The 15043-nt window shown below is 64.0% G+C and carries 14 protein-coding genes and 1 rRNA gene; 6 read left to right on the top strand and 9 right to left on the bottom strand.

The annotated features are described in order from the left end of the window. The first annotated feature begins 6 nt into the window (after positions 1-6). Positions 7-119 (top strand): 5S ribosomal RNA (gene rrf, locus LK542_RS21510). A 98-nt stretch (positions 120-217) separates the two neighbouring features. Here the strand turns inward: rrf and LK542_RS21505 are convergent. The 8 genes from LK542_RS21505 to LK542_RS21470 form a co-directional block, all read right to left on the bottom strand. After that, complete coding sequence (locus tag LK542_RS21505; RefSeq protein WP_227799783.1) at positions 218-610, bottom strand: MerR family transcriptional regulator; 393 nt, start codon at positions 608-610, stop codon at positions 218-220. Between the two features lie 12 nt (positions 611-622). Next, positions 623-1204 carry a hypothetical protein gene (locus LK542_RS21500; protein ID WP_227813521.1) on the bottom strand — a complete coding sequence of 194 codons (582 nt, stop codon included), beginning with the start codon at positions 1202-1204 and terminating at the stop codon, positions 623-625. Between the two features lie 151 nt (positions 1205-1355). Then, on the bottom strand, positions 1356-1697 hold the full coding sequence (locus LK542_RS21495) for a DUF1840 domain-containing protein (RefSeq protein WP_227799785.1): 342 nt from the start codon (positions 1695-1697) through the stop codon (positions 1356-1358). Between the two features lie 72 nt (positions 1698-1769). Then, positions 1770-3323 carry a hypothetical protein gene (locus LK542_RS21490; RefSeq protein WP_227813520.1) on the bottom strand — a complete coding sequence of 518 codons (1554 nt, stop codon included), beginning with the start codon at positions 3321-3323 and terminating at the stop codon, positions 1770-1772. Then, positions 3320-4057, bottom strand: a complete 738-nt coding sequence (locus LK542_RS21485) for an ABC transporter ATP-binding protein (RefSeq protein WP_227813519.1) — start codon at positions 4055-4057, stop codon at positions 3320-3322. Before LK542_RS21485 ends, LK542_RS21490 begins: the two co-directional genes overlap by 4 nt. Continuing rightward, a complete protein-coding gene (locus LK542_RS21480) occupies positions 4054-4542 on the bottom strand; it encodes a hypothetical protein (protein WP_227813518.1) in 489 nt (162 codons plus the stop codon). The genes LK542_RS21485 and LK542_RS21480 overlap by 4 nt, the downstream gene beginning before the upstream one ends. A gap of 55 nt (positions 4543-4597) precedes the next feature. Next, entirely contained in the window at positions 4598-6124 is a 1527-nt protein-coding gene (locus LK542_RS21475) for a YifB family Mg chelatase-like AAA ATPase (protein WP_227813517.1), read from the bottom strand. A 127-nt stretch (positions 6125-6251) separates the two neighbouring features. Continuing rightward, complete coding sequence (locus tag LK542_RS21470; protein ID WP_227813516.1) at positions 6252-6707, bottom strand: hypothetical protein; 456 nt, start codon at positions 6705-6707, stop codon at positions 6252-6254. 191 nt (positions 6708-6898) lie between these two features. On the opposite strand from LK542_RS21470, the gene LK542_RS21465 reads away from it, so the two are divergent. The 4 genes from LK542_RS21465 to LK542_RS21450 all read left to right on the top strand — a co-directional run bounded on the left by LK542_RS21465 (position 6899) and on the right by LK542_RS21450 (position 13963). Beyond that, positions 6899-8392 carry a ComEC/Rec2 family competence protein gene (locus LK542_RS21465; RefSeq protein WP_227813515.1) on the top strand — a complete coding sequence of 498 codons (1494 nt, stop codon included), beginning with the start codon at positions 6899-6901 and terminating at the stop codon, positions 8390-8392. A 279-nt stretch (positions 8393-8671) separates the two neighbouring features. Next, entirely contained in the window at positions 8672-9598 is a 927-nt protein-coding gene (locus tag LK542_RS21460; RefSeq protein WP_227799791.1) for an ABC transporter ATP-binding protein, read from the top strand. 9 nt (positions 9599-9607) lie between these two features. Then, positions 9608-13189, top strand: a complete 3582-nt coding sequence (locus tag LK542_RS21455) for a M1 family aminopeptidase (RefSeq protein ID WP_227813514.1) — start codon at positions 9608-9610, stop codon at positions 13187-13189. Positions 13190-13321: 132 nt separating this feature from the next. Then, positions 13322-13963: a hypothetical protein gene (locus LK542_RS21450; protein ID WP_227813513.1), complete on the top strand. Its 642-nt coding sequence runs from the start codon at positions 13322-13324 to the stop codon at positions 13961-13963. On the opposite strand, the gene LK542_RS21445 is transcribed toward LK542_RS21450, so the two are convergent. Then, positions 13960-14472: an adenine phosphoribosyltransferase gene (locus tag LK542_RS21445; protein WP_227813512.1), complete on the bottom strand. Its 513-nt coding sequence runs from the start codon at positions 14470-14472 to the stop codon at positions 13960-13962. The genes LK542_RS21450 and LK542_RS21445 overlap by 4 nt on opposite strands. 162 nt (positions 14473-14634) lie before the next feature. Here LK542_RS21445 and LK542_RS21440 point away from each other — a divergent pair, with 162 nt between their 5' ends. Further along, positions 14635-15042, top strand: coding sequence for a GNAT family N-acetyltransferase (locus LK542_RS21440; RefSeq protein WP_227813511.1), 408 nt, complete (start codon positions 14635-14637; stop codon positions 15040-15042). Position 15043 lies beyond the last annotated feature (1 nt).

Raw genomic sequence — 15043 nt, 5'->3', positions numbered from 1 at the left:
TCAAAGCCTGATGACCATAGCAAGTCGGTCCCACCCCTTCCCATCCCGAACAGGACCGTGAAACGACTTTGCGCCGATGATAGTGCTGCAACCAGTGTGAAAGTAGGTTATCGTCAGGCTAGTTATATGAAAAAGCCCATCCAGTGATCTGGATGGGCTTTTTTGCTTTGTGCTTTCCCTTCAAGGTGAACCATGCCGGCCTGGCTCAACGAGTGAACTATGCGGGTCCACCAGCGCGACGCTGCTGCTCGATGAACGCAAGCCGCGCCGCCGCCTGTTCGCGCAGTGCAACCAGCGAAGCGATGCGTTCGTCCAGTTCCTCGAGCTTTGCGTGGTACAGACGGATCACGTCGCCGCAGACACTGCGGCGCGTCTCGAGCTCCAGGCCAAACACCGAGACCACGGGCTGGATTTGCGCCAGCGTGAAGCCGTTCTTCAACAGGACCTGAATGCGTTTGACGTGCTCCACGGCTGCCGGCATGAAAACGCGATAGCCGGACGCCGTGCGCTGGGCAGGAAGCACACCGATCTGCTCGTAGTGGCGCAAGGCGCGCACGCTGACGCCTGTTAGGCGTGACAGTTCTCCAATCGAGTAGTGGTCTGCTTTCATCTGTTTCCTGGATCAATGGACTGGTGCGGCAGGCAGGCGTGCCCAGTCACGTATCGCAACATGGCGCGACGCGTCTCCATCCCAGGTAGCGGACACCACGCACCAACGCTTGCCATCATTTAGCAGCTGAAAGCTGTTGATGCCGTAGGCGTAAGGACGGCCGCCGGGGTGTTCGCTACTGGCGTAGGCACTCCACACATGCGCCACGTGCCCGAATTTCTGCGTTTCCTGCCGGAGTTCGACTTCATAAAAACCGCGCTGTCCAAACAGCTTGTCGTTCAGCGCGGCGAACCCTTCCACATTGTAAGTCGTCGCATCGACCCTGTCCCCGACATGTTGAGGAACAGTAATAATCGCTCCAAGAGCGTGCAAGTCGCGCAGACGTGCCCAGTCCTTCCCTTTACCCGGCGGCCCAGAGACGAGTCGGTATAACTCACGCACCACTTCACCCGGCTCTGCATGTCCGGCTGCGTCCTGGACAGCGGGGCAGGCCAGGCTGCCCCTGTTGGATACGTCCGGTGTTTCGGCGTGGATGGAGGCGGCCAATGGCACGAAGGCCATCAGGGGCAGAGAAAGAGTTCTCCAGGAGGTCATGTGTCAGGTCCTTTCGTTGGTTTGGTGAAAGGACTGTAAAGCCTGACATCAGTGTCAGAGTCAAGCGTTCCATGGAGCTGGGTCAGCGCTGCACCAGCGGATAAAAAAAGCGGGGCTTGCGCCCCGCTCATTCAGCCATTCGTAGAGAGCCTCAAACCCCCCAGAGCACATCCGTATGCTGGTCGCGTGCCGAGCGCAGCATCTCGAGCAGGGGATAGGCCCGCGTGGAGAAGGTGACCACCTCGATCGGCTCGTGTTCGTTGTCTTCGGTTTCACCATGGTGCGCCTGCACGTCGCGCTCGACCTGCTCCGAGATCTGGTGCTTGCGGCTTTCTTCGATTTCGCCCTCGAGCAGCGCCACCGCGCGTGGCGCCTCTTCCGCGGTGATGACGCCGCGTTCGATATCCTTATGCAGCAGGTCCAGGATGCGCTTGGCGTGTTCCTGGTACATCAGGACCTCAGGATAGGATTTGCACTTGAATGTAATCAACATAACTATGCCCATTGATCTGTTAGTGACTAAACGATAACACGTCTTGAAAACCCGGTCATCCCGCGCACGCACTTAGGGCTGCGGCCGCCGCAGGAACCAGGACAGTGCGAGCACCACTAGCACCGCCGCGGCCGCGATCCAGGTCGCGACGATCAGCTTGTCGGACGCGTCCGCCACCAGCGCCGACAGCGCCCATGCCAGCCCGCCCCAGGCCAGGCTGTTGAGCATCTCGAGGATCGTGGTCAGCACGTCGCTCTTGCCGCGTGTCTGGAAGTCGCTGCGCGATCCCGGCCGCCCGCACCAGTGCACGATCAGCGCCGCTGTACAGACCGCACCGGTAACGCACAGGACCGTGACCAGGCCGGCCAGCGGGTCGCGCACCAGCAGCCAGGCCAGGGGGATGAGCACCAGCGCGAGCGGTGGCAGGACGGCCGCGCCCAGCTTGGCGAAGCGGATCGTACGTTGTGGCGACGGCGACAGGCGCAGCAGGTCGGGCGCATCTTCGGCCGACACCACGATCCAGGCCAGCGAGGCTGTCAGCGAACTGCACAGCAGCGTCAACCCGGCCCCCAGCGCCGTCAGGCGCAGCTCGCCGCGCTGGAAGATGACGAAGAACAGCGGCAGCAGGTAGATCAGCTGCAGCGCCACCTGCGAAATCAGGTGCGGGTCGCGCAGGATCAGCCGCCACTCCTTGAACAGCACGGCCGCCACCAGCCCGCGCCCGAAGCGATAGCGCACCCCGCCCGCGGGCCTGCGCGCCGTCCTCGACGAGGATGCCGCCTGCTGCAACCCGTGCACAAAGAAGCGGTGCGTACGGCCTGCCGTGAACGTAAAAGCGGCCAGCGCCAGCGCCGCGATCCCGAGCACCGGGAGCGGCTCGCCCAGCAGCGCACGGCCCGGCAGCCACAGCGGGCTGTCGACACACAGCGGTCCATCTGAGGCGAAGGCCCGTGCAAACGCCGCCATGGCCTGCGCTTCCATGCGCGAGGCGAAGTGCGAGAACAGCTGCGACAGGATGAAGATCATCGCACCGGCCAGGGCGCCGATGATCTGCGCGATGACGCGCGTGCGGCGCGCGCCGATCGTGCGCACCAGGCCGAGCGTCAGCAGCATCGCGGCGCAGGCGATGATGGTGGCAGTACCCAGCAGGACCGGATAGAGCGCGAGCCAGCCCAGGTGGCCGAGCACGGCCCCCATGTGCGCGAACGGCCCCAGGAAGAACAGGTAGGGCGCCGCCGTGCCCACGGCCACCGTGGCGAGGCGCACGGTGAAGATGCTGCGCGAGGGCAGGGGCGAGGACAGCAACAGGTCCAGGTCGCCGCGTTCGAACAGCACCATCACGCTCGACTTGAGCGCGCTGGAGAGCATGAAGGTCATGAGGCCGAACAGCAGGGCGCTCACCCCCACCATGATGCGCGGGTCGGCCATGCCGATGCCGGCGATCAGCTTGACCGCATACCAGGCCAGCGCATGCAGCGCCAGCCAGACCACGGCGATGGTTGCCAGTCCGGCCGTGCCAGGGCGGCGCGCCGCCTTGCCCGGCTTGCTGGACGCCGCGGCGTTGAACCACAGCAGCCGCAGCTCGTGGCGGAACAGCCAGGGAATGCTGCCCGGGACGCTCATCATGGCTGCGCGGTCAGCTGCAGGAACACGTCCTCGAGGCTCGCGCCGCTGGTGCGCGCGCGCAGCTCATCGAGCGTACCTTCCGCGATCAGGCGGCCCTGCTGGATGATGCCGATGCGCTGCGCCAAGCGCTCTGCTACTTCCAGGATGTGGGTGGTGAGAATCACGGTGCCGCCCTTGGCCACGTGCGACAGCAGCAGGTCCTTGACCTGGCGTGCCGCTGCCGCATCCAGGCCGGTGAGCGGCTCGTCGAGGATCAGCAGTTCGGGCTCGTGGATCAGTGCGCCGGCCAGCGCCAGCTTCTGCTTCATCCCGCGCGAAAAGCCTTCCGTCAGCTCGTGTGCGTGCGGGCTCAGGTCCAGCCAGTCGAGCAGTTCGCGTGCGCGCGGTTCGGCCGACCCTGCATCGACGCCCCATAGCCCCGCCACGAACTCGAGGTACTCGGTGGGCTTGAGCTTCCCGTACAACATCGGATCGTCCGGCAGGTAGGCCATGCGGCGCTTGGCCTCCAGCGGCGCCTCCTCCAGGTCGATGCCGAAGACCTCGATGCGGCCGGCGTCCGGCGCCAGCAGGCCGGTCACCATGCGCAGGGTCGTGGTCTTGCCGGCGCCGTTGGGGCCGAGCAGCGCATACAGCTCGCCGCGCCGCACCTGCAGCTCGAGCCCATCGACCGCCGGGCGGCCGAAGGATTTGGAGAGGCCTGCCGTGCGCAGGGCCGGGCTAGGGTCATTCATCATTGCGGCGCGAAGGAAGAGAGGAACTGTTCGGTATGCTCGGGCGGCATCGCGCCCGGCTTGCCCACCACGATCACCTGGTACATGCGCGCGCCCTTGGCGACGAAGCGCCCGACCAGGCGCACCGGACCGCCATTGCCCTTGCCGACCGCATCGACATCGAGCGTCTCGCCAGCCGGCGCGCTGGCCCCGATATTGCGCAGCAGCGCCTGGCGCATCGCGGGCAGGGTGGCCTGGGCCAGGGCCGCATCCGGCGCCACGGCGGTGCCGACGGCGAAGGTCGTGCCTTCCACTTCGGCGGCGGTCATGGTCATGTCGACCTTGATGCCGCCCAGGTCGATGGGCCGCGTGTGGGTCGAGGGTTTGGCAGGGAACAGGACGCGGAAGCTGCCGTCGCTGCTGGTATAGTCGCGCCAGTTGTAGGTGGGCGAGCAGCTCGCCAGAGTAAGGACCGCAAGCGCTGCGTACGAGAGTTGTTTGAGGTGCATGCCACGATGGTAGCAGGCGGCGCGTCGAACGCAACCACTACCTGTCACGCATGGCTCAGCCCTCGCGCAGCGCGCGCCGGTACTGGATCGCCTGGGCGATGTGCTCCGCCGCGACATGCTCGCTGGCCGCCAGATCGGCCACCGTGCGCGCTACCTTGAGCACGCGGTGGTAGGCGCGCGCCGACCAGTGCAGCTGCTGCATGGCCGCGCGCAGCAGGCGCTCGCCGGCCGCATCGGGACGGCAGTAGCGGTCGATGTCGCGCGGCTCCAGGCGCTGGTTCGGCTTGCCCTGGCGCGCCAGCTGCAGCGCATGGGCGCGCGCCACCCGTTCGGCGATCGCGCTACTGGCTTCACCATCGGCCTGGCCCGCGATGCTCTCGGCCGGCATGGCCGCCAGCGTCAGCTGGATGTCGATGCGGTCGAGCAGGGGGCCGGAGACGCGGTCCTGGTAGCGTTGCGCGGTTTCCGGCGTGCAGCGGCATTTGCCGGAGGCGTGACCGAGCCAGCCGCAGGGACAGGGATTCATTGCCGCCACCAGCTGGAAGCGGGCCGGGAAGTCGGCCTGGCGCGCCGCGCGCGAAATCGTGATGCGGCCCGATTCGAGCGGCTCGCGCAATACCTCGAGCACGCGCCGGTCGAACTCGGGCAGCTCGTCCAGGAACAGTACGCCGTGGTGGGCCAGCGAGACTTCGCCGGGTCGCGGCAGGTTGCCGCCGCCGACCAGGGCCACCCCGGAGCTCGTGTGGTGCGGACTGCGGAACGGACGCCGGCGCCAGCGCTCGGGCGAAAAGCTGCCGGCGATCGACTGCACCGCGGCCGACTCCAGGGCTTCGTCCTGGCACATCGGCGGCAGCAGGCCGGGAAAGCGCGCGGCCAGCATGCTTTTTCCCGCGCCGGGCGGTCCGATCATGAGCACCGAGTGCAGGCCCGCCGCGGCCACTTCGAGTGCGCGCTTGGCGCTCTGCTGGCCCTTCACTTCGGCGAAATCGGGGTAGTCGGGCAGGGTCTGCGGCGCCTGTCCCTGGTGGCGCGACAGCCGCATATTGCCAGCGCCGTGGGCGAAGTGGGCGCACACCTCGAGCAGGGTACGCGCCGGGTAGATGGCGGCGTCGCTCACCAGCGCCGCTTCGTCGGCATTCGCCAGCGGCAGGATGAAGGCGCGCGCCCTGCCACGCCCGCCATCGCCATGGCGGTGCATCGCGAAGGTCATCGCCAGTGCGCCGCGGATCGGGCGCAACTCGCCCGACAGCGACAGCTCGCCCGCGAATTCATAACGCGCCAGGGCCTCGCCCGCGATCTGCTGCGAGGCGGCCAGTATGCCGAGCGCGATCGGCAGGTCGAAACGGCCGGACTCCTTCGGCAGGTCGGCCGGCGCCAGGTTGACCGTGATGCGGCGCGGCGGGATCGTGAAGCCCGAGTTCTGCAGCGCCGCGCGCACCCGGTCCTTGGCTTCGCGCACCTCGGCGTCAGGCAGGCCGACGATGGTCAGCGCCGGTAATCCATTGGCCAGGTGCACCTCGACGCTGACGGCGGGCGCCTCCATGCCGGCCAGGGCCCGGCTTCTCAACACGGCTAGACTCATCGGTTTCCTTCAGGGGACTGGGGCAGAGTCGCCACATCTTAAGAAGTATTGAGGAGCTGCGTTTGCGAGCGAGCAGAGGTGCGCATCGTGGTGGCGACGGCTACAATCCCGACAACGCAATTTCTGGTCAGAAGAGGGCCAGTTGAGCTGCATTCTCCGCATCGCAGGGGGAGGCCTTGGATGTCGATTCCTTGCTGCTTCTCACCCCATTCGCGTTGACGGGACGTGGAAAAAAGGTGAGCCACGCATTTTGAAGAACAGATGCCACATCGATTCCCGGTTCAGCTTTGTCGTCAGCGAAGCCGAGCTGGATGACTTGGCCGGCGTTCAAGAGGCTTGCCTTGATTTCGCGGTCGCACTTGTTGAGGGCGTCGTTTCGCAAACCTCCTATTTGCCGGCAAGCTTCGTGCAGGCTGCGGGAACTGCCGGGATTGGCATAGCGATTTCCCACCACGCGTGCTGATTCCCGACCTGTACCAGATCCATAAGATGGTGCGTCGAGTGAAAGTCCGTTATTGAGCGCTTCCAGCCGTGCGCTGTCCGTGCAGACAGCGCGCTCGAAGCACGCAGTCTGCCTCTGCATAAATTAGTTATTGCAAATACAAATAGTTAAAATTACTATTAACCATTAGTCCATCCCGATGTGATGCGATCAAATGCTGTTGTCACTGTGCTGATCCGGGAAGTCCAATGCGTTGCAGTGGCGTATTCAACTTCGCCCTCTGAACTGTGTAGCGGTTCTACAAACTGAAGTCTTCGCTAAGGAGTCAACAGATGGCCGAATACCTGTACGCGGGATATCCCTCCGCAATTGTGTACGAGCGTGGCGACAGCCTCGATGGGCAGCCCCCTGAAGCACTCTCGCCAATAAAACATTTATTGTGGGGAGATGAACTGACTGTCCTTGATACCAGCGCGGATGGCAAGTACCACTTGGTAAAGGTACGAAAGGTGGAAGGATGGATCCGCGCTATCGACACACAAGCGCATCGCTTGCTGGAAATTGTGTTCGTCGATATCGGGCAGGGCGATGGCGCGCTCGTAGTGACACCTGGGGGCGAGCGCTATGTCGTCGACGCGGGGAAGGGCGACAACATGTACCGCTTCCTGCGCTGGCGCTTCGGCTTCAAGGAGGAGACAGTACTGGATGCGGCAGTGATTTCGCATTCGGACAGCGATCACTATGGCGGCTTCGAATATTTGTTCAAAGCACCCAACATTCGCTTCCGCACCGTGTACACCAACGGTTTGATGGAAAACGTAGCCGGCCGGCGAGCCGGAGTATTGGGCGCAATGAACGAAGCAGGCGACCACAAATACGTGACTGGCCTCGTCCGCAACAAGGATGAATTGCATGAATTCCTCGCCGACGCCGCTACCTCGGCAGGTAAACGATATCCCACGATGCTCCGGAATGCGTTGGACGCAGAAAAGTTCGACGACTTCCTCATGTTGAGCCATTCGGACCACTACATGCCCGGGCACGGCGAGGGAAGCGACTTGGTCATCGAGGTGCTGGGGCCCTATCTAGAAGATGTCGATGGGGAGCCGGGCCTGCGCTGGTTGGGCGACGCGGGCAGGACCAAGAATGGGCATTCGGTCGTGTTGCGGCTAAAGCTGAACAATGTCAGCGTTTTCCTCGGGGGCGATCTCAACATGGAATCGAGTCAGCTTTTGCTCGAGGCGCACACAGGAATCAAGGCGGATCCGTCAAATGCCGGGGAGATCGCTTTGCTCGTGGAAGCGGCGCGACCAATTTTTCAGAGCGATGTCGCGAAGGCATGCCATCACGGCAGCGCAGATACGCTACTGTCGCTTGTGAGGGCGATCAATCCCATCGCCACGGTCATCTCGAGCGGCGATGATGAGCCTTACGGCCACCCTCGTCCAGACGCCCTTGGAGCGATCGCGAAAAACAGCCGAGGCGACCGACCGCTGGTGTTCAGCACGGAACTGGCGAGGTCGACCAAGGAGTCGATCAAGCACCCGTCCGTGCTCAGGGAGCAGTTGAAAGAACTGGCAGCGAAGATCTCCGAGGCGGACACGGATGAGAAAAGAGACCGGGCACAAATCAAGTTCGAGGCACTTGTCGACAAGCTCGATCGCAGCATTGCCGTCTACGGCGCAATCAACCTGAGGACCGACGGCGAACGGGTTGTTCTGGCTTACAAGCTGGAGCGATCGACGCCCGCCAAGGGCTGGGATATCTACAAACTCGAGCCCGACCCGGCAACTGGCCGGCTGGGCTACACCAGCAAATTCGATTAATAGACCAGGTTTGCCGCTCTCCGGCATAAGAAGTTGACTGACAATTTTCGATAAAAGAAAGTCTGTCGGTTTCTCTTCGCCATGCGACTCGGATGAGAAGCGTATGCCATCTGCATGCATCTGGCAAAAACACGTCGTTCATTCCCGGAATCCTGCAGCCGGTCGCAAAAAACCTGGCATTCGCACTCCTTATCTGTACATTATCTTCTGGCAACACTTGCCTCGTTCCGCCGGTGGCGGGCGATTGCATTGATAAACAACGGGACCTGGAGAACACAGATGTTATCGATCAAGCAGCTCAACAAGACGTATGCGAATGGCGTCAAAGCCATCAACGATGTCAGCCTCGAGATTCCGAATGGGATGTTCGGCCTGCTGGGGCCGAACGGCGCCGGCAAATCCTCGCTGATGCGCACTATCGCCACGCTGCAGGATCCCGATAGCGGCAGCATCCATTTCAACGGTCTCGACGTCCTGAAGGACAAGGAAGGGCTGCGCCGCCAGCTCGGCTACCTGCCGCAGGACTTCGGGGTGTACCAGAAGGTCAGCGCCGAGCGCCTGCTGAACCATTTCGCGGTCCTGAAGGGCCTGACCGGCAAGGGCGAGCGCAAGGAAGCGGTCGAGGCCCTGCTGCAGCAGACCAACCTGTGGGAAGCGCGCAAGCGCGCCCTCGGCACCTATTCGGGCGGCATGCGCCAGCGTTTCGGCATCGCCCAGGCCCTGCTGGGCGCGCCGCGCCTGGTGATCGTCGACGAACCAACCGCCGGTCTCGATCCGGACGAGCGCAACCGCTTCCTGAACCTGCTGGCCAAGATCGGCGAGCAGGTGGTCGTGATCCTGTCGACCCACATCGTCGAGGACGTGACCGACCTGTGCCCACGCATGGCGATGATCGCGCGCGGCACCGTGCTGCTGCAGGGCGAACCGCAGGCGGCGATCGATACGCTCAAGAACCGCGTCTGGCGCCGCACCGTCAGCCAGGACGCGCTGGCGGAATACCAGGAGCGCTTCAACGTGCTGTCGACTCGCCTGGTGGCGGGCCGGCCGCAGATCAATGTGTTCGCCGAGTCCCAGCCGGACGAGGGCTTCGTGAGCGTCGAGCCGGACCTCGAAGACGTGTACTTCCTCCAGATCCGCAATGCCAGCCGGGCGCAATCGGCCACGGCAGGCGCCACCGCGCCGTCGGCGGCGATGGTGACTGCGTAAGGAGCGGCCATGTTAAGGGAATTCTTCAAGTTCGAGCTCAGCACCCAGCTGCGCCAGCCGCTGTTGTGGGTCTGCGCGCTGATCTTCGGCGCGCTCGCCTTCGGCGCCAGCACCACTGACGCGATCCAGGTCGGCGGCAGCATCGGCAACGTCAACCGCAATGCGCCGGTCGTCGTCGCCCAGATGCTCGGCGTGTTCAGCCTGATGTCGATGTTCGTCGTCACCATCTTCATCGCCGGCACCGTCCTGCGCGACAGCGAAGTCGGGATCTCGGACATGCTGTTCGCCACGCCCATGAAGAAGCGCGACTACCTGGTCGGCCGCTTCGCCGCCGGCCTGCTGGCCTGCCTGGTGATCTTTGCAGGCATCGTGGTCGGCATGATGCTCGGGCCGCTGATGCCCTGGGTCGACGTGCAGCGCGTCGGGCCGTTCCCGGGAGCGGCCTTCCTGTGGGCGCTCGGCGTGCTCGTGGTACCGAACCTGCTGCTGATCGGCGCGCTCCTGATGCTGCTGGCCGCGACCACCCGCTCGATCATGCTCGTGTACGTCGGCGTGCTCGCGTTCTTCGTGCTGTGGATCGTCGCCGGTACCTTCACCGTGAACATCGACAACGAATGGCTCGCCGTGCTGTCCGACCCGTTCGGCCTGCGTGCATTCTCGCGCTCCACGCGCTACTTCTCCACCGCCGAGTCGAATGCCGGCCTGCCCGACATTGCCGGCTACATACTGGCCAACCGCGCGCTGTGGAGTGCCGTGGCGCTGGTACTGTTCGGGCTGACGCTGGCCCTGTTCAAGCCGCAGCGCGCCGGCACCGGCAAGCGCCTGTTCGGCAAGGCCAAGCTGCAGGCCCAGGCCGCGCCGGTACCGGCACAGCTCAAGCTGCCGCGCATCGAGCCGCGCTTCGGCGCTTCCACGCGCTGGATCCAGTGCTGGCACATCTTCAAGTTCGACGCGGCGGCCGTGTTCAAGAGCGTGCCCTTCCTCGTCATGCTGCTGTTCAGCGTGCTCAACCTGGTGGGCAGCTCGTCGCAGATGGGCGAAATCTTCGGCACCACCGTCTATCCGATGACCCATCTGATGGTCGAGCTGATGAACGGCAGCTTCACCTTCATGCTGCTCATCATCGTCACCTTCTATGCGGGTGAGCTGATCTTCAAGGAACGCCAGGCGCGGATCGCGGACGTCAACGACGCCATGCCGATGCCGAACTGGGCGCCGCTGGTGGCCAAGAGCCTGGCGCTGACCGGCGTGGTACTGGCCTTCCTGTTCACCGGCGTGCTGGCGTCGATTGCGATCCAGCTGTTCAAGGGCGGCGCACCGATCGAGCCGATGGTTTACCTGAAGAGCACCCTGATCGCAGGCCTGCCTTTCATCCTGATGGGTCTCTTTGCCCTGGTGCTGCAGGTCGTGACCAACAACAAGTTCATCGGCTACCTCCTGATGATCCTCTTCATGGTGTGGCAGGTCACCGCCGGCATCCTGCACCTGGACCACAACCTGTACAACATCGCTGGACTGCCGGGCACCCCGTACTCGGACATGAACGGCTTCGGCCACTTCCTCAAGGGATGGAGCTGGTTCGCCATCTACTGGAGCCTGTTCATGGTAGCGGCGCTGATCGTGGCCCAGGCCTTCTGGGTGCGCGGCCTGTCCTTCGCCTGGCGCATCCGCGTGCGCGAAGCAGGGCAGCGCCTGAAAGGCGCTTCGGGTGCGGCGCTGGCCGTATCCGTCGCTGCATTCGCCGCGACCGGCGGCTGGATCTTCTACAACACCAACACCCTGGCACAGTACGAAGCCGGCGACGTCGCGATGGACAAGCAAGCCCAGTACGAGAAGAACTACCGCAAGTACAAGGACCTGTCGCATGCGAAGGTGATCGACGTGCGTGCCGACGTGGACATCTATCCGGAAGAGCGCCGACTGGCGATCCGCGGCAGCTACGTGCTGGAGAACCGCACCGGCAAGCCGGTCGACAGCCTCCCGCTGCAGGTCAATTCCGACGCCACCGTCACCTGGACCAGATTGCCGCCGCACCAGGTGGTGGTGAGCGACAAGGAGGCCGGCTTCAGCATCCTCAAGCTGGCGCAGCCGATGCAGCCGGGCGAGCGCATGCCGATCGCATTCACGGTCGACGTGCGCCGTCCGGGCTTCAACAACGGCGGCAGCCCGGACACGATCAACCTGAACGGCAGCTTCTTCAACAATCGCCAATTCTTCCCGCAGCTGGGCTACCAGAGCGACATGGAACTGCGCGACCGCAACGAGCGCCGCAAGCGCGGCCTCGGCGAGCCGGAGCGCATGCCCAAGCTCGAAGACCAGGCCGCGCGCCGCCACTCGCTGTTCGGGGCGGACGCGGACTGGATCAGCTTCGAGACCACGGTCTCGACCAGCGGCAAGCAGACCGCGCTGGCGCCGGGCTACCTGCAGAAGTCGTGGCAGGCCAATGGCCGCAACTACTACCAGTACAAGATGGACCAGAAGATGATGCCGTTCTTCGCCTACCTGTCGGCCGACTGGCAGGTGAAGAAGGCCGAGTGGAAGGGCATCCCGATCGAGGTCTATCACGATCCGAAGCACACCTACAACGTGGAGCGGATGGTGACGGCCACCCAGAAGGCGCTGGACTACTTCACGACCCAGTTCACGCCCTACCAGCACAAGCAGGTGCGGATCCTGGAGTTCCCGAACTATGCGCGTTTCGCCCAGTCGTTCGCGAACACCATCCCGTTCTCGGAGTCGATCGGCTTCATCGCCGACCTGCGCGACAAGGATTCCATCGACTACGTGTTCTACGTGACGGCGCATGAAGTGGCGCACCAGTGGTGGGGCCACCAGGTGACGGCCGCCGACGTGCAGGGCGCGAGCATGCTGATCGAGTCGCTGTCGCAGTACTCGGCGCTGATGGTGATGGAGAAGGAGTACGGACGCCACCAGATGCGCCGCTTCCTGCGCTATGAGCTCGACCGTTACCTGAGTTCGCGCGGCGGCGAACGGATCGAGGAACTGCCGCTGTACCGCGTGGAGAACCAGGACTATATCCACTACCGCAAGGGCAGCCTGGTGTTCTACCGCCTGCGCGACGAGATCGGTGAAGAAGCCCTGAACCGTGCGCTCAAGCGCTTCCTGCAGGACAAGGGCTACCAGGAGTCGCCGTTCACGACCTCGAGCGAGCTGCTGGACTACATCCGCGCCGAGGCACCGCAGGACAAGCACGCCCTGATCGCCGACCTGTTCGAGAAGATCGTCTTCTACGATAACCGTGTGACGGAGGCGAAAGCCGTCAAGCGCAGCGACGGACAGTGGGACGTGACCATGAAGCTGCACCTGGCGAAGATGGAGGCCGACGGCCACGGCAAGGAGACGCCGCGCGCCTATGACGAGCCGGTGGAGATCGGTGTCTTCGCGCGCGCTCCCGGCGCCAAGGAGAAGGACGAGCGCGTCCTGCTGCTCAAGAAGCTGACGCTAACGGGCGACAATCCGGTCGTGACGGTCACCGTCAAGGAGAAGCCCTTCGAGGTCGGCGTCGATCCGTATAACAAGATGATCGACCGCGTCTCGCGCGACAACCGCAAGGAAGTCAGCGTCGACTAAGCCTGGTGTGGGAACGGACGGCGGCAGGTCTCAAGCCGCAGTTCGTTCCCAAATTTCCGCAATCGGCGACATCGTCCACGGCAGCCTTCCCGTTTGTCCGTACATTTGCCTCATTCTCCTTCGAGGCCGATCATGCCGATGTCGCTTCCCCACCTGTTCAATCTCGCCGTGCACGTCGGCGCCGGTATCGCCGCGATCTGCGTCGGCCTGGTCCTGCTGGGCGCCGCCAAGGGCACTGCCCCGCACCGCAGGCGCGGACGCCTGTTCGTCCTGCTCACGCTGCTGGTATGTGCCAGCGCCGTCGTGGGCAACCTGTTCTTCCGCTTCATTCCGTTATTCGCCGTGCTGACCCTCCTGGTCACGTATCAGCTGCTGAGCGGCTGGCACGTGCTGTACACCCGGACCGCCGGGCCGAACCGGATGGACGCGCTGCTGTCGGTAAGCGCTGTCGCCTGGGCGCTGGGCCTGCTGCCGATGCTGGCGGAAGGCATGGCTGGGGCGGCGCCGGGCGTGGTCTATGCTTCGCTCGCCACGCTGGCCGTGCTGCTCGGCTACGACGCCGCGCGCTGGGCCTTTCCGCGCCATTGGCACGCCAGGCTCTGGCGCCATGAGCACATCTACAAGATGACGGCCTCGCTGTTCGGCATGCTGTCGTCGGCCGCCGGCAACCTGTTCACGGCCGGGCAGCCCTGGTCGCAGCTGCTGCCCTCGGTGCTGGGCATGCTCGTCATCGCGGTGCTGATGTGGCGCGAGGCGCGCGCATGGCGGGTCTAGACGTCGCGCAGGCACACGACGGGCATCGTCAGGGCGCGCTTGTCCTTGAAGAAGGCGATGTCGAACAGGGCCGCCGCGCCGACCACTTCCTTGCCGAGCTGGCGCAGCAGGGAGGCTGCCGCTTCGATGGTGCCGCCGGTGGCCAGCACGTCGTCGACGATCAGCACGCGCTGGCCCTTGATGCGTTCCGGCTGGATCTCGATGGTGGCGCTGCCGTACTCGCGCTTGTAATCGATGCTGATCGCCTGGCCCGGCAATTTACCGGCCTTGCGCGCCATGGCAAAGCCGACCTTGTGCTCCAGAGCGAGCGCGCCAGCGATCATGAATCCGCGCGCGTCCATGGCGAGGATGAAGTCGAAATGCAGGTCGTCGGTCTTCGCGTGCAGGGTGTCGATGGCGAGGCGCCAATGTTCCGGATTATCGAAGATGCAGCCGACGTCGATGAAGTTGACGCCCGGCTCCGGGTAATCCTGGAAGAATTCCAGCGGGACGCTGTCGAAATCGTTCATGTGAGTGCTCGTGTGGGTGAAGCGAATGGGATAGGCGAAGATTATCCCCGGTTTGGGAAAAGTGCGTGCGCCGCATCAGGACCGGCAAGCAATCTGTTTCGCTTGCGTGTCCCTTCCCGCGGCACGTACTATTGATGATTTCGCAACCCGAACAAGGATCCCATGAACATCGAGGTGCTACTGGCCGACCGGCTCGAAGAAGACGAGGTGATCCGGCTATATCGCGCCAATGGCTGGTCGTCGGCCGAGAAGCCGGTGCAACTGATGGCAGCGCTGCGCAACTCGCACACGCTGGTGACGGCGCGTATCGAGGGCGAGCTCGTCGGACTCGGTAACGCCATTTCGGACGGCCACCTGGTGGTCTACTTTCCGCACATGCTGGTGCACCCGGCGCACCAGGGCAAGGGCGTCGGACGCCTGATGATGCAGTCCATGCTGACCCGGTATGCCGGCTTTCACCAGCTGATGCTGACTGCCGACGGCGCCGCGATCGACTTCTACAAGGCGATGGGCTTCGAGCGGGCCGGCAAGACCGAGCCGATGTGGATCTATGCCGGCAACGAACACTAGG

Source organism: Massilia sp. IC2-477 (assembly GCF_020707265.1).
GTDB lineage: Bacteria > Pseudomonadota > Gammaproteobacteria > Burkholderiales > Burkholderiaceae_D > Telluria.
The sequence above is the reverse complement of the archived record's forward strand: the minus strand, read 5'-3'. Positions and strand labels throughout refer to the sequence as shown.

Bases quoted from the DNA above. Each gene is read 5' to 3' on its own strand.
- LK542_RS21480 (WP_227813518.1), bottom strand. From the start codon at position 4,542: ATGCACCTCAAACAACTCTCGTACGCAGCGCTTGCGGTCCTTACTCTG.
- LK542_RS21470 (WP_227813516.1), bottom strand. From the start codon at position 6,707: ATGCAGAGGCAGACTGCGTGCTTCGAGCGCGCTGTCTGCACGGACAGC.
- LK542_RS21475 (WP_227813517.1), bottom strand. From the start codon at position 6,124: ATGAGTCTAGCCGTGTTGAGAAGCCGGGCCCTGGCCGGCATGGAGGCG.
- LK542_RS21455 (WP_227813514.1), top strand. From the start codon at position 9,608: ATGTTAAGGGAATTCTTCAAGTTCGAGCTCAGCACCCAGCTGCGCCAG.
- LK542_RS21450 (WP_227813513.1), top strand. From the start codon at position 13,322: ATGCCGATGTCGCTTCCCCACCTGTTCAATCTCGCCGTGCACGTCGGC.
- LK542_RS21500 (WP_227813521.1), bottom strand. From the start codon at position 1,204: ATGACCTCCTGGAGAACTCTTTCTCTGCCCCTGATGGCCTTCGTGCCA.
- LK542_RS21445 (WP_227813512.1), bottom strand. From the start codon at position 14,472: ATGAACGATTTCGACAGCGTCCCGCTGGAATTCTTCCAGGATTACCCG.
- LK542_RS21440 (WP_227813511.1), top strand. From the start codon at position 14,635: ATGAACATCGAGGTGCTACTGGCCGACCGGCTCGAAGAAGACGAGGTG.
- LK542_RS21495 (WP_227799785.1), bottom strand. From the start codon at position 1,697: ATGTTGATTACATTCAAGTGCAAATCCTATCCTGAGGTCCTGATGTAC.
- LK542_RS21460 (WP_227799791.1), top strand. From the start codon at position 8,672: ATGTTATCGATCAAGCAGCTCAACAAGACGTATGCGAATGGCGTCAAA.
- LK542_RS21505 (WP_227799783.1), bottom strand. From the start codon at position 610: ATGAAAGCAGACCACTACTCGATTGGAGAACTGTCACGCCTAACAGGC.
- LK542_RS21465 (WP_227813515.1), top strand. From the start codon at position 6,899: ATGGCCGAATACCTGTACGCGGGATATCCCTCCGCAATTGTGTACGAG.
- LK542_RS21490 (WP_227813520.1), bottom strand. From the start codon at position 3,323: ATGATGAGCGTCCCGGGCAGCATTCCCTGGCTGTTCCGCCACGAGCTG.
- LK542_RS21485 (WP_227813519.1), bottom strand. From the start codon at position 4,057: ATGATGAATGACCCTAGCCCGGCCCTGCGCACGGCAGGCCTCTCCAAA.